26 protein-coding genes are annotated in these 26,748 nt (G+C 39.4%); 15 read left to right on the forward strand and 11 right to left on the reverse strand.

The genetic code is table 11. The features are described 5' to 3' along the window. The 3 genes from IAE20_RS10385 to rimI form a co-directional block, all read left to right on the forward strand. A partial coding sequence (locus tag IAE20_RS10385; RefSeq protein WP_227611132.1) for an elongation factor Tu occupies nt 1-751 on the forward strand: 751 nt, incomplete at its 5' end. 266 nt (nt 752-1,017) lie between these two features. After that, entirely contained in the window at nt 1,018-1,899 is an 882-nt protein-coding gene (locus IAE20_RS10390; RefSeq protein ID WP_200482767.1) for a metal-dependent hydrolase, read from the forward strand. Nucleotides 1,900-2,008: 109 nt separating this feature from the next. Continuing rightward, complete coding sequence (rimI, locus tag IAE20_RS10395; RefSeq protein ID WP_200482774.1) at nt 2,009-2,467, forward strand: ribosomal protein S18-alanine N-acetyltransferase; 459 nt, start codon at nt 2,009-2,011, stop codon at nt 2,465-2,467. 54 nt (nt 2,468-2,521) lie between these two features. On the opposite strand, the gene IAE20_RS10400 is transcribed toward rimI, so the two are convergent. The 4 genes from IAE20_RS10400 to trxB all read right to left on the reverse strand — a co-directional run bounded on the left by IAE20_RS10400 (nt 2,522) and on the right by trxB (nt 6,778). After that, nucleotides 2,522-3,337, reverse strand: a complete 816-nt coding sequence (locus IAE20_RS10400) for an arginyltransferase (protein WP_200482766.1) — start codon at nt 3,335-3,337, stop codon at nt 2,522-2,524. Between the two features lie 22 nt (nt 3,338-3,359). Then, nucleotides 3,360-4,088: a leucyl/phenylalanyl-tRNA--protein transferase gene (gene aat, locus IAE20_RS10405; RefSeq protein ID WP_200482773.1), complete on the reverse strand. Its 729-nt coding sequence runs from the start codon at nt 4,086-4,088 to the stop codon at nt 3,360-3,362. 61 nt (nt 4,089-4,149) lie between these two features. Then, nucleotides 4,150-5,706 (reverse strand): class I SAM-dependent methyltransferase, encoded by a 1,557-nt coding sequence (locus tag IAE20_RS10410; protein WP_200482765.1) that lies wholly within the window; start codon nt 5,704-5,706, stop codon nt 4,150-4,152. Between the two features lie 124 nt (nt 5,707-5,830). Beyond that, complete coding sequence (gene trxB / locus IAE20_RS10415) at nt 5,831-6,778, reverse strand: thioredoxin-disulfide reductase (protein ID WP_200460789.1); 948 nt, start codon at nt 6,776-6,778, stop codon at nt 5,831-5,833. Nucleotides 6,779-7,099: 321 nt separating this feature from the next. On the opposite strand from trxB, the gene IAE20_RS10420 reads away from it, so the two are divergent. After that, entirely contained in the window at nt 7,100-10,153 is a 3,054-nt protein-coding gene (locus IAE20_RS10420) for a DNA translocase FtsK (RefSeq protein WP_200482764.1), read from the forward strand. Between the two features lie 78 nt (nt 10,154-10,231). Here the strand turns inward: IAE20_RS10420 and ppk2 are convergent, their stop codons facing one another. Then, on the reverse strand, nt 10,232-11,167 hold the full coding sequence (gene ppk2 / locus IAE20_RS10425; RefSeq protein WP_200482763.1) for a polyphosphate kinase 2: 936 nt from the start codon (nt 11,165-11,167) through the stop codon (nt 10,232-10,234). A 225-nt stretch (nt 11,168-11,392) separates the two neighbouring features. On the opposite strand from ppk2, the gene rhtC reads away from it, so the two are divergent. Then, nucleotides 11,393-12,016, forward strand: a complete 624-nt coding sequence (gene rhtC / locus IAE20_RS10430; RefSeq protein ID WP_200482762.1) for a threonine export protein RhtC — start codon at nt 11,393-11,395, stop codon at nt 12,014-12,016. Between the two features lie 53 nt (nt 12,017-12,069). Here rhtC and IAE20_RS10435 read toward each other — a convergent pair whose 3' ends face one another. From IAE20_RS10435 to IAE20_RS10460, 6 genes are all read right to left on the reverse strand, one after another. Next, a complete protein-coding gene (locus tag IAE20_RS10435; protein ID WP_200460786.1) occupies nt 12,070-12,357 on the reverse strand; it encodes a PA4642 family protein in 288 nt (95 codons plus the stop codon). 121 nt (nt 12,358-12,478) lie between these two features. Beyond that, a complete protein-coding gene (minE, locus tag IAE20_RS10440; protein WP_120370064.1) occupies nt 12,479-12,751 on the reverse strand; it encodes a cell division topological specificity factor MinE in 273 nt (90 codons plus the stop codon). A gap of 2 nt (nt 12,752-12,753) precedes the next feature. Then, nucleotides 12,754-13,566, reverse strand: a complete 813-nt coding sequence (gene minD / locus IAE20_RS10445; protein WP_200460785.1) for a septum site-determining protein MinD — start codon at nt 13,564-13,566, stop codon at nt 12,754-12,756. A gap of 65 nt (nt 13,567-13,631) precedes the next feature. After that, nucleotides 13,632-14,354, reverse strand: coding sequence for a septum site-determining protein MinC (gene minC / locus IAE20_RS10450; RefSeq protein WP_200460784.1), 723 nt, complete (start codon nt 14,352-14,354; stop codon nt 13,632-13,634). A 118-nt stretch (nt 14,355-14,472) separates the two neighbouring features. Continuing rightward, nucleotides 14,473-15,519, reverse strand: a complete 1,047-nt coding sequence (locus tag IAE20_RS10455) for a preprotein translocase subunit SecA (RefSeq protein ID WP_200482761.1) — start codon at nt 15,517-15,519, stop codon at nt 14,473-14,475. 21 nt (nt 15,520-15,540) lie between these two features. After that, entirely contained in the window at nt 15,541-16,467 is a 927-nt protein-coding gene (locus tag IAE20_RS10460) for an acyltransferase (protein ID WP_200460782.1), read from the reverse strand. 251 nt (nt 16,468-16,718) lie between these two features. Between IAE20_RS10460 and IAE20_RS10465 the strand changes: the two genes are divergently transcribed. The 10 genes from IAE20_RS10465 (at nt 16,719) to IAE20_RS10510 (ending at nt 26,725) form a co-directional block, all read left to right on the forward strand. Beyond that, a complete protein-coding gene (locus IAE20_RS10465) occupies nt 16,719-17,375 on the forward strand; it encodes an OmpA family protein (protein WP_200460781.1) in 657 nt (218 codons plus the stop codon). Nucleotides 17,376-17,496: 121 nt separating this feature from the next. Then, nucleotides 17,497-19,536 carry a UvrD-helicase domain-containing protein gene (locus IAE20_RS10470; protein WP_200482760.1) on the forward strand — a complete coding sequence of 680 codons (2,040 nt, stop codon included), beginning with the start codon at nt 17,497-17,499 and terminating at the stop codon, nt 19,534-19,536. Nucleotides 19,537-19,560: 24 nt separating this feature from the next. Next, nucleotides 19,561-20,013 (forward strand): dUTP diphosphatase, encoded by a 453-nt coding sequence (gene dut, locus IAE20_RS10475; protein ID WP_200482759.1) that lies wholly within the window; start codon nt 19,561-19,563, stop codon nt 20,011-20,013. Nucleotides 20,014-20,191: 178 nt separating this feature from the next. Then, on the forward strand, nt 20,192-21,616 hold the full coding sequence (locus tag IAE20_RS10480) for a phosphomannomutase/phosphoglucomutase (protein ID WP_200482758.1): 1,425 nt from the start codon (nt 20,192-20,194) through the stop codon (nt 21,614-21,616). A 10-nt stretch (nt 21,617-21,626) separates the two neighbouring features. Then, entirely contained in the window at nt 21,627-22,538 is a 912-nt protein-coding gene (argB, locus tag IAE20_RS10485; RefSeq protein ID WP_200460777.1) for an acetylglutamate kinase, read from the forward strand. Between the two features lie 113 nt (nt 22,539-22,651). Next, the gene (locus IAE20_RS10490) at nt 22,652-23,431 is read left to right on the forward strand and encodes a GNAT family N-acetyltransferase (protein WP_200460776.1); all 780 of its coding nucleotides are present in this window, start codon (nt 22,652-22,654) and stop codon (nt 23,429-23,431) included. Between the two features lie 103 nt (nt 23,432-23,534). Beyond that, nucleotides 23,535-24,383, forward strand: coding sequence for a class II glutamine amidotransferase (locus IAE20_RS10495; RefSeq protein WP_200460804.1), 849 nt, complete (start codon nt 23,535-23,537; stop codon nt 24,381-24,383). Nucleotides 24,384-24,714: 331 nt separating this feature from the next. Beyond that, nucleotides 24,715-25,164, forward strand: a complete 450-nt coding sequence (locus IAE20_RS10500) for a bacteriohemerythrin (protein ID WP_200482757.1) — start codon at nt 24,715-24,717, stop codon at nt 25,162-25,164. Nucleotides 25,165-25,322: 158 nt separating this feature from the next. Then, nucleotides 25,323-26,408 carry a hypothetical protein gene (locus tag IAE20_RS10505; protein WP_200482772.1) on the forward strand — a complete coding sequence of 362 codons (1,086 nt, stop codon included), beginning with the start codon at nt 25,323-25,325 and terminating at the stop codon, nt 26,406-26,408. Continuing rightward, nucleotides 26,405-26,725, forward strand: a complete 321-nt coding sequence (locus tag IAE20_RS10510) for an RnfH family protein (RefSeq protein WP_200460774.1) — start codon at nt 26,405-26,407, stop codon at nt 26,723-26,725. The genes IAE20_RS10505 and IAE20_RS10510 overlap by 4 nt, the downstream gene beginning before the upstream one ends. Nucleotides 26,726-26,748: the final 23 nt, after the last annotated feature.

A 26,748-nucleotide genomic window follows, 5' to 3' on the forward strand; every position in this document is an offset into this window, starting at 1 on the left:
TGAGTTGGTAGAAATGGAAGTTCGTGAACTTCTTTCTACTTATGACTTCCCAGGTGATGACACTCCAGTAATTCGTGGTTCTGCGCTTAAAGCGTTGGAAGGCGATGCTGGCGAATATGGCGAGAAATCAGTTCTTGATCTTGTTGCTGCTCTTGACTCTTATATTCCAGAGCCAGAACGTGCAATTGACAAAGCATTCTTGATGCCAATCGAAGACGTATTCTCTATTTCTGGTCGTGGTACAGTAGTAACAGGCCGTGTAGAATCTGGTATCGTTAAAGTAGGCGAAGAAGTAGAAATCGTTGGTATCAAAGATACAGTTAAAACAACGGTAACTGGCGTTGAAATGTTCCGTAAGCTTCTAGACGAAGGTCGTGCTGGCGAGAACTGTGGTGTATTGTTACGTGGTACTAAGCGTGAAGACGTACAACGTGGTCAAGTATTGACTAAACCAGGTGCGATCAAGCCACACACTAAATTCGATGCAGAAGTGTACGTACTTTCTAAAGAAGAAGGTGGTCGTCATACTCCATTCCTAAATGGTTACCGTCCACAGTTCTATTTCCGTACGACTGACGTAACTGGTGCAATCCAGTTGAAAGAAGGCGTTGAAATGGTAATGCCAGGTGACAACGTAGAAATGTCAGTAGAATTGATTCACCCGATTGCAATGGACCCAGGTCTACGTTTTGCGATCCGTGAAGGTGGTCGTACTGTAGGTGCTGGTGTTGTTGCGAAAGTAACTGCATAATCACTTTATAGTAAAAGAACGCTCCGTTAGGGGCGTTTTTTTATGTCTGAATTTATATATTCTCTTATTTCTATGCAATGACCTTTGGGTATTTAACTTTTTTAATTTGAATAAAAATATTCGCAACATTTTTTGTCGTCATGACCCCAACTGATAATTCTGTGTCCTTATCTGCACTTAAGCCTTTTCATTAATTGAGTATGATAAGAATCAAGAAAACAAACAATAAATGTTGATGGCTCTATCGCCATTTAGGAGTAATTAGCATGAACGCTAAGGTAAATATTTCAAATCGTGCTGGTGCAAGTTTTCCAGTCCGTCGTATGAACTTTGATTTTGATAATGTGCCTGAATATTGGATGAATGGTTCGGCAGGATTAACCCATTTTATGACGGCATTATCTGCCTTATTTCCAGATGGTGAAAAACTATTTATCGATTCAGTTCGTGCGGTTCGTTATCATCCTGCGATTAAAGACAATGAAGCTTTACAGAAAGAAATTAGTGCATTTATTGGGCAGGAAGCTATGCACACCCAAGAGCACGTAGGTTTTAATGCTTCTGCACAGAAATATGGTCATGATGTCAACAGGTTGGAAAGGCAGACTGGTTTTGTCATTCAGACTGGCCGTAAAATCTTTGCTAAAGTGGTAAAACCTTTTGGTATGACACAAGAAATGGTGGATCTGACAGCGACGACAGCGTTAGAACATTTTACTGCTACGATTGCTTCTGAGTTATTACGTAATACGCATATTCAGGAACTTATGACAGATGAAACCATGAAATATATGTGGTTGTGGCATGCGATTGAAGAAAATGAACATAAAGCAGTAGCTTATGATGTTTATGAGGGGATTTTTGGTCGTGGTTTAAAGGCTTATGCTTTACGTAATACTGCATTAGTTGTCGCAATGGGACTGATTTTTTTAACACAATCTTCTTTTGTGCTACGCCTTCTACGTGAAGATAATAAATTCAATCTGAAAGAATTGTCTATGATTTACCAATATGCCTATAGCCCATCTAAAGGAATTATTTCAGGGATGGCCAAAGAAATGTTGGTTTACTTTAAGCCAGGTTTTCATCCAAATGATTTAGATACTGTTGAGTTATTAAAAAACTGGAAAGCTAAATTGGGCTTATAAAGTTTGCTAGTTATGCAAAGGGCAATTAAATTGCCCTTTTTTTATGACTCAGGATTCTATAAGATCAGACCTCTTTTTAGTCGTCCATAGTTCAGACATGCCAAATAAAATGATCCGTTCCATGCAACAAAAAGATGTCCAAGCTGTTGCGCAAATTGAAAAGCAAGTACAAACGCATCCGTGGACAGCACAGCAATTTTTGGAATCAGTCGAGGCTTATCAAAGTACCGTGATCGAGCAGCAAGATCAAATTTTAGGGTTTTGTATTTTGCAACCCGTGTTAGACGAGGCTAATCTGTTATTAATGGCAATTCATCCAGATTATCAGGGTCAAGGCTTGGGTTATCAGCTTTTGGAAGAATCCTTGCGGTTACTTGAAAATAATCCTGTACAGATATTTTTAGAAGTTCGTGAAAGTAATCTGGGCGCAATTAAATTGTATGAAAAAATTGGTTTTCATCAGATTGATTTAAGACCAAATTATTATCCTAATCTTGATGGTTCACGTGAACACGCCATTATTATGGTGAAAAGTTGTAGTGACGATTTCATGGCTTTATTTAAATAATAAGAACTTTGAATAAAGCTAATCCGTTATGGAGACAAGTTGCAAAATTGATATTTACTTAACGATTAAATGATTCCATTCAGAAGGAAGGGTGGTCATTAACGAATTACCCAATCGCTGAATCTCTTCTGCGCTTAATGCGCGATTCAGTCTACGCCATTGTCCATCAAGTAACAGCTCAAGTGGAATATATTGCGATTTATAATTCATTTTTTGTGAATGAGGAACCCAATAACCTAAATACAGATAATCAAGATTCAAGGTTTTAACGTACTCAAGTTGTTTTAAAATTGCAAATACACCTAGGGAGCGGCGACTCTCATCTGGGTCAAAAAATGTATATACCGCAGATAAACCATCATCCATTTTGTCGCAAGTTGATACACAAATCAGTTGATCACCTTTCCAGAGTTCCATAAAGAAACTTTCTGTACAGCTATGCACCAGAAATTTTTCAAATTGATCCAGACTAGGTGGATACATGTCACCATCTGCATGCCGCTCATTAATATAACGTTCATACAAATCATAATGTAATTTTACTGCTTGATTCGTTGGTGTGATTCGCATTTGTAAATCCTGATTACGTTTCCATGCCTTTTTTTGAATACTATTCATTTGAAAGTCATATGCAGGAACACGACAGGATAAACATTGACGACATAAATGGCATTCAGGGCGATATACAAAATCACCACTGCGCCGAAACCCAACGCGAGAAAGTTCAGATAGAGTCACCACATCAATACGATGAATCGGATCTAAAAAGACCATTCTTGCAGATTTATTTTCCAGATAACTACAGTCATGTGGCGGCGTAATATAATACTGCAAATCATTGAGCAGGGACTTGGGATGATAAGATTTCATATTATTGGTCCCTCAATTATTATCATTCAATTAACTTTGCATTTTCGGCAACCGTTTTACTTGAAAATACACGCTCTTGATAACTTTTCCAATCGATAGGGGGGCGGATAATTACATCTTGTAACGATTTTAAATAGTCTTGCCGAGAAAGTGTACAGGCACCCAGATTAATTAAGTGATCATTGACCAATTGACAGTCCACCCAAGGCAATCGGTTTTCTTTTCCAAGTAACATTAATGTATAGAAAGCCATTTTTGAAACATCAGTACGAAGACTGAACATTGACTCACCAAAACAACCGTGACCAATACTCACGCCATATAAACCACCGATAAGTTCCTGATCATCCCAAACCTCAATACTATAGCCATAACCTTCACGATAGAGTTCCACATAGCCTTGTATAATGTCTTCTGAAATCCAGGTTTCACTGGTGTAATTACGTGGGAGAGCACATGAACGCATCACTCGTTCAAAGGCATGATTAACAGTAATACGATAATCAAACTTTTTCATGTTACGTAACAATGTCTTGCTGGGTTTGAACTGGTCGGGATAGATCACACAGCGTGGTTCTGGGCACCACCAACAAATGGGATCACCTTCGTTAAACCATGGGAATAAACCATGCGTATAAGCTTCATACAACGTGGAAGGCTCCAGATCTGCACCAATACAAATGAGACCCTGACCTTCGGGATCAGACTCAATGGGATCTGGGAAAAGATACATGGATGGAAGCAACATGATGGGAGAAACATAAAAAAGATCGGCCTTATTTTAGCCGATCTATATCGATAAAACAGGTCATTTACGCAAATAGCCTGAGTTGCCGAGCGATATTTAATTTATCCGCGGCAAGGAAATCTGAAGCTTTCTTTTGAATAATTTGTAAACTTTGCTCTTGATCTTTAATTGTATTTTTATCTGCGTCCAACACATACCAGTTTAATTGATTGAGAACCTGTTGAACATAATGTGCAAATTCTTCCGCATTATTTAATCCATCAACAAAATGAGCGCGATAGAACAACTGATGGAAATGTTCAGTGGGAATCCCGATTCCAGTCAAGGGACTAATTAATGCCTGATAATTTTGATGAAAACTGGCTTGCTCTATTAAGTAATGATTAAGTTGCTGACATTGGGAAGCCACTTTTTCACTTGGTAATGAACTTTGACACGGTTGAGCAAAACCTAAATGACATAAAATGACAAGGGCATTTAAAATCTGACCGTAATTGAGTTGAGGCAAAGCCTGTTCAAGTTCACGAATCGTTTGTGGATGATATTCATTTTTAAAAAAATGTTGGCTAATAGGTTGATAGATATCTTCAATTAAATTAAATGTACCCAGATAACCTGTAATATCTTTAGGTAAAAATGAAGGTGCGCTGAGCAATATAAAGGCCGTGTTTCTTAACCGTTCTTGTGTTTGTAAAGTAGTGAGTGAATTTTTACCCCGTATAAACAAATCACGCCGAAACTGGGTACTGGCAAAGTAGTCACGACACTGTTCTTTAAAAATTGGATGTTCAATGGCATTTAAAAAGTCCTGATGCTGCTCTGAAAAATTAATATTATCCAGATGAGTATTTAAATCACTTGAACCTGCATAGGTCAGTTTAATTTCCTCAAGTAACCGCACTACTTGCTGAAATGAGAAGCACTGCCAATCCTGATTTAAATATTCATGAATGAGATAGTTGGGATTCTGGTTTTTTAATTCACCGACTTTTGACAGGGCATGCGGATGACGTTTTACAAATAATGGATCTTGAGAGAGCAAAGATTCACTAAAATCTAATGCATCTTTAACTTTCTGAATCGGATTGGTACTTTTACTGTTAAATTTAAAATGACTATGGAATAACTCACGAATGGGCATATTCGCTGCCCAGCCTGTAACACAGTTATAACTGATATAAACAATCCCACTCGGTTTTAAATATTTGCGTATAAATTTTAAAATAATGAGCTGATTTTCATAGCTAATCCAGCTCCAGATTCCATGTAAGCTAATCGAATCGAACATGGGTAAATTGGGTCTGTTAAGAAGTTCTTCAAAACTATCATCATAAAAATAATGTTCACTTTGGCTATGTTCAGCGACTTGATTAGCATGCGCGGCATGGGCTGGATTAAAATCTGTTCCCCAAAAAGTTCCCTCATTAGAGGCTGCATGAATATTAATACTGACACCTTGGCCAAACCCAAGTTCACAATGTTGGTGTGTTTCACTCGAACTTGGACAATCAACGCCATTTAGTAAGAGGCAAAAACGTTGGTAATTTGGACTTAGATCACGGTAATAACCATAGGTATAATTAACTTCTGTTTGATAGCCATTGGTCCAGGTTATAGTCATAAAGCTTCCTGTTAAATTAAAAATATTCTTATAAAAAATAGCGGAGTATGATAGTTATAACGTGTCCTTACATAAAAAAACCACCTTTTTGGTGGTTTTTTGTAGCTTACACAAAAAATGGCGTTTAGAGACTATCTAAGTAGAAATCTGCATCTAGCGCTGCCATACAACCTGAACCCGCAGACGTGATCGCTTGACGATAGATATTATCAGCTACATCACCCGCAGCAAAAACGCCTGCTACAGATGTTGCAGTGGCATTTCCCTTGGTTCCACTTTGTACTTGAATATAACCGTCACGTAATTCAAGTTGGCCTTCAAACATATCCGTATTTGGTTTATGACCAATAGCCACAAATAAGCCTTGTACATCGATAGTTTGAGTCGATTCATCTCGGGTTGATTTTAAGCGAACAGAAGTGACGCCTGTGTTATCACCCAGTACTTCATCAACTTGATGGTTCCATACAATACTGATTTTGCCTTCTTTTTCTTTGGCAAATAAGTGATCCTGCAAAATTTTCTCAGAACGCAAACTATCGCGACGATGCACGAGTGTTACATGCGATGCAATGTTGGATAAATATAAAGCTTCTTCAACTGCAGTATTACCACCACCAACTACCATGACTTTTTGATTTTTATAGAAAAAACCATCACAGGTTGCACATGCGCTTACCCCTTGACCCATAAATGCAGCTTCTGATTCCAAACCTAAATATTGGGCAGTGGCACCTGTTGCAATGATTAGCGCATCACAAGTGTATTCACCCATATCACCTTTTAATACGAAAGGACGAGTTTTAAGATCAACTTCATTGATATGGTCATACAGAATTTCTGTCCCAAAACGTTCTGCATGAGCTTGCATACGTTCCATTAAAGCAGGGCCTGTCAGGCCTTCTGGATCACCTGGCCAGTTATCCACCTCGGTCGTGGTTGTCAACTGGCCGCCTAATTGTAAACCTGCAATTAAAACAGGTTTTAAATTGGCGCGAGCGGCATAGACCGCGGCACTGTAGCCCGCAGGACCAGAACCCAAAATAATTAACCGAGAGTGACGAGCGCTCATCTAAGCTTCCTTATTTATACTAAAATTGAGAAAATTATACGTGAAAGTCGATCAGAAAGGGGCTGATTTGATGTCGATAATATTGATCATCTAAATCGAATTGAGCTATATAGATAAAAGAGTCAATTGTAGACAATTTAAAAAAATCCTTTAATGTTGTGTAATCAGGTCAATTGCCCCTGACACAAGATTAACAACAAGCGTAAACAATCATGCATCTTTTTTGTAAGAACAGGTGCATAATATAACTTTTATTCGCAGCGGCTTTTTTGAAGCTGCGACATAACAAGATCAATCTATAACTGGGTTACAGGACAGTATATGACTGCGGTGTCAAGTGTTTATGCACAGCGCTTATTAATCACATTATTTTTGGTTTCTTTTGGGATCTATATGTTTCTGGCAACAGTGACATATACGCCGTTTGATCCTGGCTGGATGCATATTTCAAGTGATACCCAACAAGTGTCTAATGCAAGTGGAGTGGCAGGGGCGTGGATTGCGGATTTGCTCTTTGGCTTTTTAGGCTGGGCCAGTTTACTGATTCCACTTTTTCTGTTCATAGAAGCTATACAGGTTTGGTGGCCACGCAGTTTTCTAAATCGTCCTTTTCGTTATGCCGCTCAGTTCTTTATTATTCTAGCGACCTCGACACTATTGTATTTGCATTGGAATCTGCCCGCTGACACTCTAGACAATGCCTCGGGCGGTATTATTGGTTATGAGATTGGGGAAAGCCTGCGTCATTTATTGACGATTTATGGGGCAACTTTATTTTTATTAGTGTTTTGGGTGATCTTAATCACACTTGCTTTTGGTATTCAATGGAATAAAACGTGGGCTACATTAAAAGCCACACCTGCCTATTTACAGGATCTATTTTATAAAAATGTATCTCCAAATGAGTCTGATTTTGATCTGACTGATCAACCTAAAAAAGTTGTGGCTACACAAGCAAGCAAAGCAACGGTAAGCTCAAATCTCTCGTCTCGTGGTGAATTTGCAGTAGAACCTCAGGTACAACCTAATACTTCCCCGACCTTAAAAGCAAATGGATATGTGAGTGATGCAGCCGCAGAACGGTTATTTGATGATGTCTTGGCCAAAGAACAGGCAGCGAGTCAACAGTTCCTGGATGATGAAGATCCTGAGGAATTTGAGAAAACCATTCAAAAAGCACATCAACTACAAAAAGATAGTCAGCGCTTAGTTGCAACTGGGGAGGTCTGGCGTGCCTTACAATCCGATGATTTGAATCATAAGCAGGAAATTGATGCCTTGTTACGGGCAGCGGATGATGAGCAAGAATTACAGCATTCACCTTATGATCATTTACAGCAGGTTGCACAGACTGACCCTGAAATAACGGATTATTCTAATCAGGCTCAAAAAAAATCGTCTCTGGATTGGAATGACGATGAAATTTTTGATGAATTATTGGCGGCTGTACCGAATAATAAAGTTGCGGATATTCACACTCCATTTCTAGATCATCCAGTGCCTGTCACACACGTACAAAATGATGCTGATGGCTTGATTGAGCAGGTAGAACAGACTATTCAGCAGGCTTCTGTAAGCTCATCTCAACCTAAAAATATGCAGTATGCAGAGGAACTGGACGATCTTACAGATTTACTGGTTGAGGATGAACAATCAAAGTCCCAGCTAACAAGTAGTAGTTATGCGCAGTCAACGCCATTTGTTAAAGCTACAATTCAAACGGATTTAAATCATAAACTATCTAAAGAAGAATTTATTGAAGCTTGGCAGGAAACTGCTGGCAAGCCTGATGAAGATGAAAATGATGAATTTGATTTCGATGCGCCTTTAATGGATGCTTCTGGTCGACCAATGTCACGTTCGATGCAGGTTGCACAAAAACGCAGAGACTTGTCGACCTTACCGGGATTTGAGTTGTTGGACAAAGTTGACCCGAACAAGAAAGTGAACTTTACTGCCGAGCAACTGACACGATTGTCTGAATTACTCGAAATCAAACTTCAGGAATTCAATGTCAAAGCTAAAGTTATCGAAGCTCAACCGGGGCCTGTTGTGACTCGTTTTGAACTGGATTTAGCACCGGGTGTTAAAGCGTCTAAAGTCACTAATATTTCCCGCGATCTGGCGCGTTCCATGTCGATGGCATCAGTGCGTGTGGTTGAAGTGATTCCGGGTAAACCTTATATTGGGATTGAAGTACCTAATAGCTCCCGTGAAATGGTACGTTTGATTGAGTTGTTAGAAACGCCTATTTTCAAGGATCCAGCTGGTTTACTTTCCATGGCAATGGGTAAAGACATTTCAGGAAATCCTGTGATTACTGATCTGGGTAAAGCACCACATATGTTAGTTGCAGGCACAACTGGTTCTGGTAAATCTGTGGCAGTCAACTCAATGATTCTGTCGATGTTACTAAAATACACGCCTGATCAATTACGTCTGATTTTGATCGATCCAAAACAGCTTGAACTGGCAAACTATAACGATATTCCACATTTGCTTACGCCAGTTGTGACCGACATGAAAGATGCGGTCAGTGCTTTGAATTGGTGTGTTAATGAAATGGAACGTCGCTATAAGCTTATGTCGTTCTTAAAGATTCGTAAACTTGCGGATTATAATCGCAAAGTCGAAGAAGCGTTGGCCAATGGTGAGGATCTAATCGATCCGACATGGAAACCAAGTGACTCTGCAACGCAAGAGCGCGCGCCACGTTTGCAACCTTTACCTTCTATTGTCATTGTTGCCGATGAGTTTGCTGATATGATTATGCAAGTGGGTAAAAAAGCTGAAGAAATGATTACTCGTCTGGCACAAAAGTCACGTGCCGCGGGTATTCACTTGCTCCTTGCGACTCAACGTCCTTCTGTTGACGTGATTACAGGTTTGATTAAAGCAAATATTCCGACCCGCGTTGCGTTGCGTGTCAACTCTAAAATTGACTCACGTACGATTTTAGATGCAGGTGGAGCAGAAGACTTACTTGGTCATGGCGATATGCTATTTCTTGGGCCTGGTAAAATTGAACCAGAACGTGTGCATGGGGCATTTATCAGTGATGATGAAGTTAACCGAATTTGTGATGCTTGGCGTGAGCGCGGTGATCCAGATTATGTCGATGAAATCCTAACGCCATACGATGAAGAACCTACATCACGTGGTTTTGAAGACGGCGGAGAAGGTGGCGCTGATCGTGACATGCTTTATGATCAATGTGTTGCCTTTGTTTTAGAGACGCGTAAAGCCTCAACTTCTTCACTACAACGCAAATTTAGCTTGGGCTATAACCGTGCAGCACGAATTATTGATCAGATGGAAGAAAATGGAATCGTGAGTGCAATGGGTGCCAATGGTAAACGTGAAATTTTAGTTTAAGGACTTAATAAATCAACACCGTAGATTAAGGGAATTTACGGTGTTTTTTATTGAAAATAAATCAAAATATTTTATATTCTAATCAGAGTCCATATCCATCACTTGTTTAAACTGAGGATTTGGAATGAGAACAATTTTATCATCGACACGGTTAGTTACCTTAACATCTTTATTGGGATAATCTAGTCGCGATAAGAAATATCGAATACAGTTTAAACGGGCGCGTTTTTTATCGTCTGACTTAATAATGGTCCAGGGTGCATCGCCTGTATGGGTATGAAAGAACATTTGATTTTTGGCTTCTGTATAATCATCCCAGCGATCCAGAGACTGAATATCAATAGGTGAGAGTTTCCAATGCTTTAAAGGATCATCACGACGCGAAATAAAACGACGTAATTGTTCTTCACGACTGACTGAGAACCAGAACTTAAATAAATGAATCCCGCTATTGACTAACATGCGCTCAAGTTCCGGTGTTTGGCGCATAAACTGTAAATATTCCTGTGGCTCACAAAAGCCCATTACACGCTCTACACCTGCGCGGTTGTACCATGAGCGGTCAAAAAATACCATTTCACCTTTGGTTGGAAGATGTTCAATATAACGCTGAAAATACCATTGACCACTTTCCTGAATGCTGGGCTTTTCAAGTGCAACTACTCTTGCACCACGTGGATTTAAATGTTCAGTAAAGCGTTTAATCGTACCGCCTTTACCTGCTGCATCCCGTCCTTCAAATAAACAAACAATACGCTGTCCCGTATCCTTCACCCAGGATTGAACTTTCAGCAATTCAATCTGGAGTAATTTTTTTTCAGCCTCATAGGTTTTGCGTGACATACGTGTCCGATAAGGATAACTTTCGGGCAAAGCAGCAGAACTAGATTCTTCAGATGTCACCAAACCTTTATATTCAAGAACAGATTTTTTAAAAATAGGTAAGTCTTTGATTTGTTCCTGATCTATCGTTTCAATATCTTCATTCGGGTTGGGTTGGTGATCTTTATTCATTTTTGTTCTCGCTATAACAATGGGCTGATATTAAAAAAACTAACATTCTAAAATTGAATGAGGGCGTTTTAAATCAAAGGGAGTTGATCTATCTGCTTTAACAATATCGCCAGTTTGATTAGAAAATAATAAACTTTTGTTGGCCGAATAGGCATAAAAATGGCTGGGGAAATATGCAAAAAAATGTTAAATTTAAACTCTAAATGCGTTTAATTAGGGGGAGTAATGTTCGTTGCCTTAGTCACATTAATATTTATTCAGTTTTGTGCATTAATTACTCCTGGCCCTGATTTTTTTCTAGTTTCACAAACTGCAATTAGTCGCTCACGCCGTGAAGCCGTCTTTGTGGTTTTAGGTATTACTGTTGGCGTCATGTTCTGGGCGATGTTGGCATTGATGGGGCTAAATATCATTTTTGAAAAAATGGCGTGGTTGAAGCAAATCTTATTGGTCGGTGGTGGGCTTTATTTGTGTTGGCTGGGTTTTCAGATGTTACGTTCTGCGTTTTCCAAACAAAAAACCCAAAGTAATAATATCTCAATTGATTTACCTAAAACTGATACAAGATTTTTTCTAAAAGGATTGTTGACCAACTTATCTAATCCTAAAGCTGTGATTTATTTTGGTAGTGTATTTTCCTTATTTTTAGCCAATCCTGCATTAGATCATGTACATTCATTGCTGTTTATTATTATTGCAGTAGAAACTTTAATCTGGTTTTTATTTGTAGTGTTTGTATTTTCTTTACCGAGTTTTAAATCTGCCTATCAAAATGTTGCAAAATGGATTGATGGCATTTCTGGCGGTATCTTCACAGCATTTGGTGTTTATCTGATTAGTCATCGTTAAACTATCGGAAAATAAAAAACCTGCTTCATGCAGGTTTTTTATTGGATTGAAGTTTAAGCAAATTTTGCTAAAACCTCTAAGAATGGTTCACGCTGACGTGGAAATTCAGCAATCACATCATGAATACGTTGACCTTGAGGACTAGTAGCATTGATATCACGACCATCTGCAACAAACTGGGTTAATAAACGTTCGTAGTCATTTGGACGCATGTGTTTGAAGGCATGGTATAGCACGTGAAAGTCTGCATTTACACCTTCTGGTGGAAGTTGATTAAGATAGGCAAAAACACGCTCGTCTGACCATTCTTCATTGAAAGTTGCTGGCTGTGATAATGCCATTAAAATCTCCTCAGTCTTAAATGACTTAAACAATTAGGGCAAAATGTTTGCGATACATTTTGCCCTTATTTGAATAAAATCGCTAATAAGAATTTTATAGATAAAATATCAATAAAATCGCTTATCGCTCTTCAGGTAAGTTGATATTCATTTCCAGCATTTCAATGTTGGCTTCCGAACGCACCTGCATTTGAATATGACCTTCATCGACACCGCGCACGTAGCGATTGACCACTTGCATGATTTCTTTTTTCATTTGGTCAATTTTATCTTGACTTAAACGACGGCCCAACCCTTGCTCAGAAGCTACAATGACTTTTAAGCGATCTTTGGCTGTTTGGGCGCTTGATGGTTTGTCTTCACCACTAAAGAGTTTACTCCAGAATCCTGCCATATCTACGCTCCAAATAAACGTGCCAACCAACCCTTAGGTTGAGATGTAATGTGTCGATAAGGACGTTCTTCTCCGAGGAAACGTGCTACAAGGTCGTCATACGCCTGACCTGCTTTGGTCTCGCTATAGAGAATCACAGGTTTACCTTCGTTCGATGCCTGTAAAACGCTTGGACATTCAGGGATAACGCCCAAAGTCGGTACGCGTAAAATATCTTTGGCAATGTCATCAATGGTTAACATTTCCTGACGATCGGCACGTTCTGGATTAAAACGGGTAATACATAAATGCTTACGTATACGTCCTTCGTTTTGTTCTACTTTTTTGGTTTTGCTATCGAGCATGCCAATAATACGATCTGAGTCACGAACAGATGAAATTTCAGGGTTGGTGACAATAATTGCTTCATCCGCATGATACATGGCTAAAATCGCACCACGTTCAATACCCGCTGGTGAATCACAAATAATATAATCAAATTCCTGTGATAGTTCATCAATAACGCGTGCGACACCTTCATCACTTAAAGCATCTTTATCACGTGTTTGTGACGCTGGAAGAATATATAAATTTTCAATATCTTTATCGCGGATAAGGGCTTGTTGTAAACGGGCTTCGTTGTTAATGACATTGACAAAGTCATACACGACACGACGCTCACACCCCATGATCAAATCGAGGTTACGTAAACCTACGTCAAAATCAATCACAACAGTTTTATGACCACGTAGGGCTAAACCTGTTGCAAAAGATGCACTCGTTGTAGTTTTACCTACACCACCTTTGCCTGATGTTACGACAACAATTTTGGCCACCGAATCCACTCCTGTTATGGTCATACACCCTTAAAACGGGCTTTTATTGGTGTTTAATTTATACCTTAAAATTCCAGAGCCTGAAATACAAGTTCTTGCTTGTCATTTAAACAAATATGTACTGCTTTTTTGAGCACATCTTTGGGAATATCATCCGCTACACAATAAGTTCCTGCAATAGATACCAGTTCAGCTTCTAAGCAGTGACAAAAAATACGTGCAGTTTGATTTCCTCCTGCGCCTGCGATGACTCTACCACGAACATTGCCATAAATATGAATATTTCCCGATGCAATGACTTCGGAACCACTATTCATACTTGCATTTAAAATAATGTCACCATGATCTTGTACCAGACTTTGTCCTGTACGCAAAATTTCATCATGGTAAGAGGTCTTGTGCGCAATCGCTGTTTTTGTTGGTGCTGTTTTTGTTTCAGAGTTTGACGGAGCAGGTTTTGTTTCCTCAACAAGAGTTACTTCTTCGCGAGACGGCTTGATGCGCTGTAAAGGCTGATCGGCAGGAAGCACTGGAAACTGGATGGCACGAGCTTCATCGCCTAAAACCCCATCAATAACTGCCATCGGTTGTAAACCGAGACTAATCAAGAGCTGAATTAGAGCAATAAGTTCCTGCTCAACTGTACTATCAATAATCACTAGTGTGCCCTGATAAGCACCTTCACTGAGTGTATTTGATAATTGCTGGCGGATGGCATCATGATCATTTGTATCCAGAGTCAACCGAGTAAAGTTGACCATTCTGCCTGTAATCCGTATATCAGCCATAATTATTCCTTAAGGACCTCTGACGAGCTGGTACGCCGAAGTAATGTGTTAAATAGTCCAAATCCTAGACCAAATTCAGTGATTTCTCTAGTTATTGAGTAAAAAATTGTTGAAATGCTTAATCTTTAGCTTGATCGCGTTCTTTTAAAATCTGTTGCCATTGTTTAACTTTAACTTGTTGACGAATGGCTTCCAGACTTTCAAATACTACAGATTCGACCAATTCTTCCAAGTGCTTGTTATCAATATTAATTTCACTCATGCGTTGTGCAATGAGTTTATAATTTGGATTGAGGGCATTCTCTGAACCTGTAGCAAAGGGCTGAATTAAGCCAGTGGTGATATTTTCGCCCAGACGTTGTCCAATACTTTGAATCTGTTGCTCAATTCGTCCCCCCACGATAGGGATCAAGCGCAATAACTGAGTTAATTCTGGGGTGTCTTCAATTGCTTGATTGACGATTTGCCCAACATCTTTAGAAATCTGAAGTTGTTGTGACTTCAGCTCTGTAGCGAGACTTTCCTGTAATAGCTCTGCCACGGTAACAGCAAATAGCTGGCGGTGATGATCTACCAGTTCATGAATAATTCGTTTGTGGGTTGAACTGGTTTCAAGTTCCCTCTGGATTCCATGAATAACTGTCAAGACTACCCGATCTGAAAGTTCTTCCATCACTACATGATAATAAAAGATGCCTTGACTAGACCAGTTTTCTGGGATGATTTTATAGCCCATTTCATGGAGTCGATAGGCAATAATTCCTGCTCGGAATAAACGTAGAAAACGTAAATGTGGAATAATTGCTAAAATTTCATACCAATGAATAAATGGAAAAAAGAACCAGCGTGAATGATGTTTATTGATTATTGCAATTGCCCAGCGTACCAGCAATTCTACAATTAAAAAGCCAATAAACCATGCTTCAGTGGTAATCACCCACGGATGCAGATGACCACGATAAAATTCAAGAATTTGAGGCAGATGAATGTGTTGAAAAAACCATGCACCGATACTGCTCATTAAAAAGAAATTGGCACATAGGCAGAACAGATTAAAAATAATAATAAACACCATAAAGATGTCGTAAACCAGAAAGATTTTGAACGATAAACTGGTTGGATCTACATGATGATACTTAGATTTTTCTTTGGAACTGTTCTGCATAATGCCTGTCAATTTAAATGATTAGGAGTGTTGAGAAGAAAGTTGTGTCTTCATTTGGCTAATAAGTTGGTCTTTCTCCGTCCAGAGTTGATCAACCCAATCCTGAAAACGTTTGCGATAATTTTCATCCTCTTCATAGTCACCGCCTAAAACCCAGCTCGGGATCTCGATTTTACGCAAATTCACTGCGATACAAGAAACATCCCCTAACCAGAAATCACTATATTCAGGTGGCCCATCAGGATAAACAATCGTCATATCCACCAAAGCATCAATTTGATCACCCAAAATATTTAAGGCAAGCGCCAAACCTCCTGCTTTGGGTTTTAGCAGATTTTTGTAAGGCGAATTTTGTTGATCATGCTTCGCTTGAGTAAAACGCGTTCCTTCCAGATAATTCAACAACGTAAATGGTTGAGATAACAGTTGTTCGCAGGCTTTACGGGCTTCGAGCATATCACGTGTTTTAAGTTCTGGATTTTTGGCAATTTGCTCTTTAGTGTGTCGTTTCATCATTGGGAAACCTAAAATTTTAAAGGCTTGTCCAACGAAAGGGATAAAAATGAGTTCCCATTTTGTGAAGAAACGGGTGAGAGGCATACGGCTTAAGCCAAAGTATTGATTGACCGTGGTATCGACCCAGCTTTGATGATTACACATCATCAAATAACGACCCTGCATACTCAATTCAAGCTGTGGATCAATCGTGATATCCCATTTTAAGTGTGGTAATACATGATCGATCAGCCAATTATTTACACCCAACCAGCTATTGGTAATCTGAATATTGGTTTCATCCACTTTTCGTGATTGTTTGAATAATTTGGTCAAACCGAGTGCCAATACAGGCGGGCCATGCAAAAAGGTACTTCCTGTAATAACACTACCCACGGTCACGCCTCGGGTAATTTTTTTGAGCATCGACTGTTTTTGGGGTTGTTTAGACATAAAATGAATCCTGATGATGAATCACATCCAATTTGTTAAAAATCTGCACACAATATAGACGTTGTCAGCTGATTTAAAAAGTTAAACAGTGAAACAATGGATAAAATGTAGTGAAGAATTAAACGAAAGATACCCAAAGTATTACAAAATGTAAAAAAACCACGTATTCTTAACAAAAAATCAATGGTCTACGTGGTTTTTTTCTATCATTATTTTTATAGACAACAAAGACACAAATGAGGAGGCATGCAATGCGTGCACTAGTAATTACAACAGTGGTTGGGGCAGCAGTGGCACTTTCTGGTTGCCAATCGACAGGACAAAATCTTGGTGGCGTAGAATACGATAAAGCTGCTTTAGGTACGTTGATTGGTGCAGCAGCAGGCTATGGTATCTCTAAATCAAATGCCAACTCTAGCCGTCAAAATAACCGTGCTGCTGCGATTGGTGCAGTACTAGGTGGCGCAAGTGGTTTATATCTCGATCAAAAAGAGAAAAAATTGCGTCAACAAATGGCGGGTACTGGCGTAGAAGTAAACCGTAATCCAGATGGTTCAGTTGGATTGGTGATGCCGGGTAACATTACTTTTGATACCAATAAATCAAACATCAAGCCAAACTTCTATTCAACTTTGAACAAAGTAGCGCAAACGCTTGCTGAAGATAACAAGAGTGCAATCCTAGTCACAGGTTATACCGACAGTACCGGTAATGATTCAATCAATATTCCATTGTCTCAGGCGCGTGCTCAAGCTGTGGCAAGTTACTTGAGTGGTCAGGGCGTTTCTTCTGCGCGTATTAATGCTCAGGGGTATGGTTCAGCTAACCCGATTGCATCAAATGCAACTGCAGATGGTCGCGAACAAAACCGCCGTGTTGAAATTAGCATCTATGAGCGTCAATCTTAGTCGTTCAATTCTCAAAAACCACCTTCGGGTGGTTTTTTTATGAGTAAAATTCATCTTAATCGATTAGGCATCTGAGGATTAGATGACTATAATCATGCTCGGATTCTTAAGAGGAAAACCTATGTCAGCAGCAAGTCATCTCAATGACAAGCAACTTGAAGCCATGAAATACACTCAAGGACCCTTGTTAGTACTTGCAGGGGCTGGTTCAGGTAAAACCTCGGTCATTACCCAGAAAATTGCATATCTGGTGAAAAATTGTCGTATCCCCGCACATCGTATTACTGCAATGACCTTTACAAATAAAGCCGCACGGGAAATGAAAGAGCGTGTAGGGAAGTTGCTTTCCCGTGAAGAGGGCAAAGGCTTATCGGTTTCAACATTTCATACTTTCGGTTTGAACTTGTTGCGCTTGGAACTTAAACATACACCACTTAAAAACAATTTTTCGATTCTTGATGCTGATGACTGCAAACGCATTCTGATGGATTTAATGCAGCGAGATAATCTTTCTGGTGCTGAAAGCAAAGAACTTATTGCTAAAGCGATGAAAAAAATCTCAGACTGGAAAAATGATTTGATTGTACCTGAACAGGCACATTCGACTTGCGAGACCGTAGAAGATGTCCAGTTTGCTCATCTTTATCAGCTTTATGAACGTAATTTACGCGCGTATAACGCGGTTGATTTTGATGATCTGATTGTGTTGCCGACCCGACTTTTACAGGAAAATGCAGAAGTTCGTGATAAATGGCAAAATCGCACTCGTTATCTTTTGGTAGATGAATATCAGGACACCAACACGGCTCAGTATATTTTGGTCAAATTATTGGTTGGAGTCATGGGACAGTTTACGGCTGTAGGTGACGATGACCAGTCCATTTATGCGTGGCGTGGCGCAAAACCTGAAAATATGGCGCTATTAAAAGAAGATTTTCCAAATTTAAAAGTCATTAAGCTTGAACAAAACTATCGTTCTACCAGCCGAATCTTAAAAGCAGCAAATGCCGTAATTGAAAATAATCCCCATATTTTTGATAAAAAATTGTGGAGTGATAAAGGGCATGGTGAGGTCATCCGGATTATTACTTGCCGTAATGATGATGACGAAGCTGAACGCGTCGTTAAAGATTTGATGACCCATAAGCTCATGAATGGTAAAAACTGGAAAGATTACGCAGTGTTATACCGCGGTAATTTTCAAGCGAGGGTATTAGAGACCCAACTGCGTCAAATGCAAATTCCATATAAGTTATCGGGGGGGCAGTCATTCTTTGCCCGCGCTGAAATCAAGGATGTGATGAGCTATTTGCGGCTGATTATTAATCCCGAAGATGACAGTGCATTTTTACGAATAATAAATACACCAAAACGGGCGATTGGGCCTGTCACTTTGGAAAAACTGGGTTTATTTTCTCAGGAAAACCATTTGTCTTTATTGGGAGCAGCCTCAGATCAGCGCCTCAGTATGGTGATTCCAAAAAAAGCTGCAACCCAATTACATGAATTTGCCGATTTTATTAGTAATTTTACCCGTGAACTTATGGATGATGATGAACCCGTACCCAAGGTTCGTCAGATGATGAATGAAGCGGGTTACATCGATTATATTCGCGAAAGTGCTGCTACACCGGCGCAGGAAAAAACTAAGTTAGATAATATCGAAAGTTTATTTAGCAGCATTCAAAGCTTGCTCAATCGTACCGAAGATGTAGATGAAAAGAACATTGAAAGTGTAATTCGCAAATTGGTCTTACTAGATATGCTGGAACAGCAACAAGAAGAAGAAGACACTGACAAGGTTAATCTTCTGACTTTGCATGCCGCCAAAGGGCTTGAGTTTCCATTTGTCTACATTATGGGGCTAGAAGAAGAATTACTACCGCATAAAAACTCGATTGCTGCTGAAACGATCGAAGAAGAACGCCGTTTGATGTACGTGGGGATTACTCGTGCGCGTCAGGGACTAACTTTGACGCTGGCGGAACAACGTAAAAATGGCGGGCAAATGAAACAGATGGCCCCAAGCCGCTTTCTGGATGAACTACCGCAGGATGAATTGGAGTGGTTGGGGCGCAAAAAGAAATTGGCAGGTAATATTGATCCTAAAGAACAGGCGCAACAATATCTTGCCAATTTAAAAGCTTTATTAAAGAAATAATTGATTGAATGATTAGGAAATACAATGAAAGTCCAAGTTAAAATTTTAGATCAGCGTCTGGGCAATGAATGGCCACTACCGTCCTATGCCACAACGGGATCCGCAGGTTTAGACTTACGTGCGTGTGTAGATGAAGCTATTCAAATTGAACCCGGACAAACTGTTTTAGTTAAAACAGGCATGGCGATCTATATTCACGATACGCAATTCGCGGGCTTGATTTTACCGCGTTCTGGGCTAGGTCATAAACACGGGATCGTATTAGGTAATCTAGTGGGATTGATTGACTCTGATTATCAAGGTGAATTGATGGTCTCAGTCTGGAACCGTGGACAACAAAGTTTTACATTAGAGCCAGGTGAGCGTTTGGCACAATACGTTCTTGTCCCTGTAATTCAGGCAGAATTTGAACAAGTCGAAGAATTTGTGGCCACAGATCGTGGTGCCGGTGGCTTTGGTCATACGGGCAAGCAATAATTTAAGCGCCTGTTTAAGCAGGCGTTTCTTTTTTTATATTGAATGTTTCAAAAAATTAGATTAAAACATCACACTTAATCTGTCTGAATGACTGACAAGAATGCTGCCTACTTTTTATACCATAAGCAATGCTATTTTTACTTTTTAACAGTAGGCTTTGAATTAAAAGAAGATGCCTATGGATGCGATGGTTAATTTTCCCTTACATATTTTTCGTGCCTACGATATTCGTGGCAAGCTCACAGTGTTCACGCCACAAGTGGTTACTGCGATTGCTTACGCCTTGGCACAACAATACCAAACCGTGGGTCAAACAAAAGTCGTGATTGGATATGATGCTCGGCTTAGTAGTCCACAGTATGCTGCAATATTAGCAACAATCTTTGAAAAACAGGGTTTAGACGTTATAGATTTGGGCTGTTGCTCTAGCCCGATGATGTATTTTATGGCGCGTCAAACTCATGGGAATGGAGTGATGGTGACGGCGAGTCATAACCCAAAATCCGACAATGGGATTAAATGGATTTTAAAAGGTGAACCACCCACGCCCGCACAGATTGAAGAGATAGGAAACGCATCTGCGCATCATTACATTAAAGTTATGGATACTCCTCGTATTCGAGGACTTAGCCATCAAATAAAAACAGACTGTTGTTTAAGCTATCAACAAGGCCTACTTCAAGATATCCAACTTGCTAGACCTTTTAAAATTGTTTTAGATGGTCTGCATGGTTCAGCGGGACGTTGTGCTGAAATCGTTCTAACTAAGCTGGGCTGTAACGTGATCGCATTACGCTGTGAAGCCAATGGAGAATTTCCAGATCATGCACCTGATCCATCTCAGGCCATTCATTTAGAACAGTTAAGACAAAATATTATTAAGCATAAGGCGGATATTGGCATTGCACTGGATGGGGATGGGGATCGTTTAGTGATTGTAGATGATCAGGCTCATATTATTACCGCTGATCGTTTGATTTCGCTATTTGCAAAAATCTGTCTCGCTGAACATCCACAGGCCGAAATTGTATTTGATGTTAAATGTTCTAGTATGGTTGCTCAAACGGTAAAAGCGTTGGGTGGAGTTCCGACCATGATTCGGACAGGCAGTAGTTTTTTAAGAAGTTATTTATCTCAGTCTCAAGGAAAAGCTGTTTTTGGTGGAGAATACGCGGGTCATTACGTTTTTAACGATGGGCGGGGGTTTGGTTATGATGATGGCTTATATGCTGCATTACGTGTATTGGAATATTTAAGTCAATTTCCTGAACAAACATTGTCTCAGTTATTGTCGACTGTTCCAGAGCGTTATTGTACCGAGGATACTTACATTAGCACTTATCGTTCAGAACCAAAGATTGTTTTACAGGATATTGAACGCCTCAGTTATCAATCTAAAGCCCATCTCAGTAAAATTGATGGTATACGACTTGATTTTGCTGATGGTTTTGGCATTATTCGAGCATCCAATACAGGCGAATATTTTACAGTCAGATTTGATGCAGCCAATCCTCTACAACTGGCTCATATTCGGCATCAGTTTGTTCGCATGTTACAGGATAAATATCCTAAAATAGCGCAAGATATTTCAAACATCCATTAAGGAGAGGCGAATGCCACATCAGCATACTGGCATCGACAAAGCGAAAATATTGACTGAAGCTTTGCCGTACATTCAACGTTTTTCGGGTAAAACGCTAGTTGTGAAATATGGTGGCAATGCAATGACCGATCCAGAACTGGAAAGCTCATTTGCACGTGATATTGTGCTATTAAAAACTGTAGGTTTAAATCCTATTGTAGTGCACGGTGGTGGTCCACAAGTTGATTCGCTGTTAAAACGCTTAGGTCAGGAATCTGATCGTATTGATGGTATGCGCGTAACAGATGAAGCGACCATGGAAGTTGTAGAAATGGTGCTGGGTGGAAGTGTTAACAAATCCATTGTTAATCTGATTAACAAACACGGTGGTCGCGCGATTGGTTTGACGGGTAAAGATGGTAACTTGCTACGGGCACGTAAACTGCTTATGGAAAAGCAGGATGAGCAGGGCCAAGTCCAGCATATTGATTTGGGCATGGTCGGTGAAGTAGTTGGGGTTAAAACGGATGTACTGGAAATGTTTACCCAGAGTGATTTCATTCCTGTGATTGCACCATTAGGGGTTGATGAGGACGGTAATACTTATAATATCAATGCAGATTTAGTTGCGGGTAAAGTCGCAGAAGCTTTGGGCGCAGAAAAACTGATTCTACTCACCAATATTACGGGTGTTCTGGATGAAAATAAAAATCTGCTAACTGGTTTAAGTACGCAGGAAGTCGACCGTTTGATAGAAACAGGTGTGATTTATGGTGGCATGATTCCTAAAGTGGGATGTGCATTAGATGCTGTTAAAGGTGGTGTCATCAGCGCGCATATCGTAGATGGCCGTGTACCGCATGCAACCTTACTGGAAATCTTTACAGATCATGGGGTGGGTACACTTATTACTAACCGGCTTGCACCTAAATCTGCACATTAATTTTTGACTTTAAACGTCATCTTTGGATGACGTTTTTACTGCCTAGAAAAACGTCATTTTCCTGTCATGATCTTATCCTAGTGTAAGCATAATGATAAAAACAGGGTGACATTATGCTAGAAAAACTAAATCACTATCGTCAAAATTTTAGTCTACCTTTAACCCGTCAAAAAACCAATCAAACCCAATTTCGCTTTGATTGGGTCGATAACCTCAAAGAATTACAAGAAGTGCAGCGTTTTCGTGCGGTTCAATTCAGTCAGCAATTTGGCGTAGCATTTGAAGATGGTCTAGATCAGGATATTTATGATTTTGGTTGTGAGCATGCCGTACTCAGAGAAAAATGGACAGGTGAGATCGTGGCCTATACCCGACTTAAACTGTTTCAGGGTCATGAATTGGCACAAAGTTATAGTGCAAGTGAGTTTGACATTATTCCTCATCTTTCGCATTTGCCAAATGTCGTTGAAATAGGACGTACCTGCGTACATCCACGTTTTCGCTCCGGTAAAGCTTTGTCAATGTTGTGGCTTCATCTGGTTCCCAAAGTACTCTGGTCAATGCGTGCTAAATATTTGATGGGATGCGTTAGCATTCACCTGCAAGATAATTTGGCACGCGCTTACCATACCCATCAACAAATTCAGCATTTGGATGCAAAACAAACTATTGCCATCGCGTCCAAAAATCATTTTGAACTCCCACGCCCTGAGTTTAGTTTTCCGCAGGACGAACGGATGCCCAAATTATTCAAAATGTATTTGGATATGCAATCAAAATTATCATGTCAGCCTTTTTATGATGAAAACTTTAACTGTTTGGATTATTTTGTTTTTTTAGAAGTAAATCATGTCGCGAAGTCTTTTGTAATGAGTAAACGTGTCCAAAAATAAAATTTATGGTTAATTTTGCATAACTGTCTATATATTCAGATTTGCAAGCCTTTTGCCACTCATGCACAATACAGTTAAGCCCTCTGCTTTTATTTGTAATGCTATGTGCCAACTACTTGGAATGAATTGTGCGACTCCAACCGATATTACCTTTTCTTTTAAAGGATTTTCACAGCGGGCGGGAATTACTTCTGATCATTCAGATGGGTTTGGTATTGCATTTTTTGAAGATAAAGCCTGCCGTTTATTTGTAGATAATCAGTCAGCGGTTGAATCTCCGATAGCAGAGCTGGTACGCAATTATCCGATTAAATCGCGTAATGTAATTGCACACATCCGTAAAGCGACACAGGGTAAAATCACACTGGAAAATTCCCATCCATTTATTCGGGAACTATGGGGTAGACAGTGGATTTTTGCACATAATGGCGATTTGCATCATTTTGATCCGCCATTAACGGGGCGTTTTACACCGATTGGTAATACCGATAGCGAACGAGCATTTTGTTATCTGTTAGATCAACTGGTTGAATATTTTGGTTATACTGAACCCAGTGTAATGCAAGTCTTTGAGGTTCTTGAACAGATCTCACCTAAAGTCGCTGAATTTGGAACCTTTAATTATTGTTTGTCCAATGGACAGGCCTTATTTAGTTACGCTACCACCAAATTACATTGGCTCGTCCGTGAATATCCTTTTAAGGCTGCACGGCTTATTGATCTGGATGTAGAAGTTGATTTTAGTCAGGTTACGACATCCAATGATCGTGTCGCAGTGATTACCACTGAACCACTCACCCAAAATGAACAATGGACTTCCTATCAAGCGGGTGAAATGATTTTATTTCAAAATGGGATGCCAATTAAACATGCACAAACTCATGTGAATCGTTTAATACGGGAACAAGAAAATCCTGAACTGAAAAGAATGACTCGAGCTGATGAGTATTAATTTGAAACGTATTTAGTTTTTTGGTGATTTTAAATGTTTGTAACGGGTTATTTAAAATATGTGGATGTTTCATTCAAAATGACATTTATGCATGTTAATTTTATCCATTTTAAGGTTTTTTTAATATAATCCCTGTTTATTAAACTATAAATTGGTTAAAAAATATCTTACTTTTTTACTCTGTTTTTTCTTTAATTATTGATTTAAATCAAATGATTGGATGAATTTTCTTTTTTTTTTATTAATCTTGACTGATTTGGTTTATTTTTATTTAAAAAAATTACCGATATGATGTTGATATCTAATAAATGTTTAGAAATAGGGGTGGGGTATGAAATGGCTTCCTGAATATAATACTGGCATTGAAGTCATTGATGATCAGCATAAACGCATTCTTGACTATATTAATGAATTAGAAGAAGTTAGAAAAACACATGATCGAGTACACGTTAAAGATGTTCTATTAAATTTGATCGATTATACTCAGTCACATTTTGCATTTGAAGAAAGTTTACAAGAAGAGGCAAATTATAAATATCGTGTTCCACATAAACGTGTACATGATCTATTTATTAAAAAAATTGAACATTATCGAGAACGTTTTGAAATGGGACATAATGTTGAAGAAGAATTATATGAAGTGCTTTCAAAATGGTTAATTAATCATATTCAACATGATGATGCCGATTATGTCGGGGCAGTAAAAGAAAATATGATGGGAATTATTAAAGAAAAAGAACAGAAAAAAGGAAAAGGATGGTTTGCTCGTTTCTTTTCATAAAAAATCACGAATCGGCAAACTTCAATAAAAATAATAACAACAAGACTCAGCGCTGCAAATCATCAATAAAAAGATGGTTTGCATTTTTTATATGCAAACTTTGATTTTCATACTCGACAAAGGCAAAATATCTCCAGACTTCATATTAGGAATGAATGATGCAGGATTCAGCTTTCGCGCGATGGTTATCACCATTTATGGCGTTTTGCTTCACTTTTATTATTATTGCGGCTTTAGCATCGGCTGTGGGGATTCAGATTGACCGCCAAATCGACTTTTGGTTGCTTTGGTTAGCAACAATGGTAATTCTGGCATTACCTGTATGCTATCTGGAAATTGCACTTGCTAAGCGCTCAAAAACAACAGCGCTAAATGCTTTATCCAGTTTAACTCGAGATGCAGATGCCTCACAAAAATGGCGTATTGTCGGCTGGCTGGCTGTGGCTTTTATTCCTTTTTTGGCTGGCGCTATTTTATCGCATTTAGGTGCAGCGGCCTCTGCGACGTTGGGACTTAATTTGAGCGTGCAAGCGATGTTTGCTGGTTTGACGATAGTTGCTTTGGCTTTGTCATTTGTTCCACGTCAGATTTTACTTATTCTCATGATGATTGGCGTAGTGATCTCTTTTATTAGCTCACTCATATTGGTTCAACCTGCTGTGAGCTGGCACTGGACTTCAATCGAGTTTAAAGAGTGGGGCAATGCCACGGTTCTGGCTTTGGTTGCGACAGGTCTAGGCATGGGACTTTACTGGCAAAATAGCTTGCAACAAGTTCAAGATGGACAGCAAGCCAGTAAAACTGCTTTGCCCATCTGGATTGCTCAGTTTATTGCCGTGATTGCCTTTGGTTTTTATTCTGCGCTGCACAACATTCCAGTTTTAACGTTGGCCATTGCTGGGGTAATGGCAGCAGCATTGCTATTGCAATTGGCAAAAGAACAATTACAACAACGTCAGCTTTCGGTTGTAATTCAATGGGCAGTCTTGTTCGTTGCAACGTTCATTTGGCTCATTCCTCAGGTGCAATTCGAGTTTAATATTCTACTTATGTTGTGGGGACTACTTATTTGTTTGATTTACTCAATCTTTGCGGGCTGGATTATGAAAATCAGTCATTTGCGTAAGTCGATGAATTTTAGTAATGAACTTTTTTATAATCTTTGGCGAATTGCGGTTCGAATTGTTCTGCCCTTGTCGATTGTTCTTGCAATGATCGCGATCATTGGACAGTTATTTTCATGAGACAAGCTCAAGTTTGGGTAGCTTATGTAGCAGTAGATCAGCAATTTTTGATTGCTGTTCCTTTTGTTGATGGTATGACTGCAGCCCAAGCAATTGAACGTAGTCAGATCAGACAGAAAATAGAGATAGATGATCCACTTCAACTGGGTATTTTTGGGATCAAAATTACATTGGATACCCCATTAAAATCAGGAGATCGTGTTGAGATTTATCGACCTCTCACGATTCATCCTCACGATATTCGGCGTAAGCGGGCTCAGAAAAATCCAGTAGGCCGTTTCCAGCGCGGTAATCGTTTTAAACAATCTGACTCATAGAAAGAACCCCTCAAGCGAGGGGT

The organism is Acinetobacter sp. S54 (genome assembly GCF_016624945.1).
Taxonomy (GTDB): domain Bacteria; phylum Pseudomonadota; class Gammaproteobacteria; order Pseudomonadales; family Moraxellaceae; genus Acinetobacter.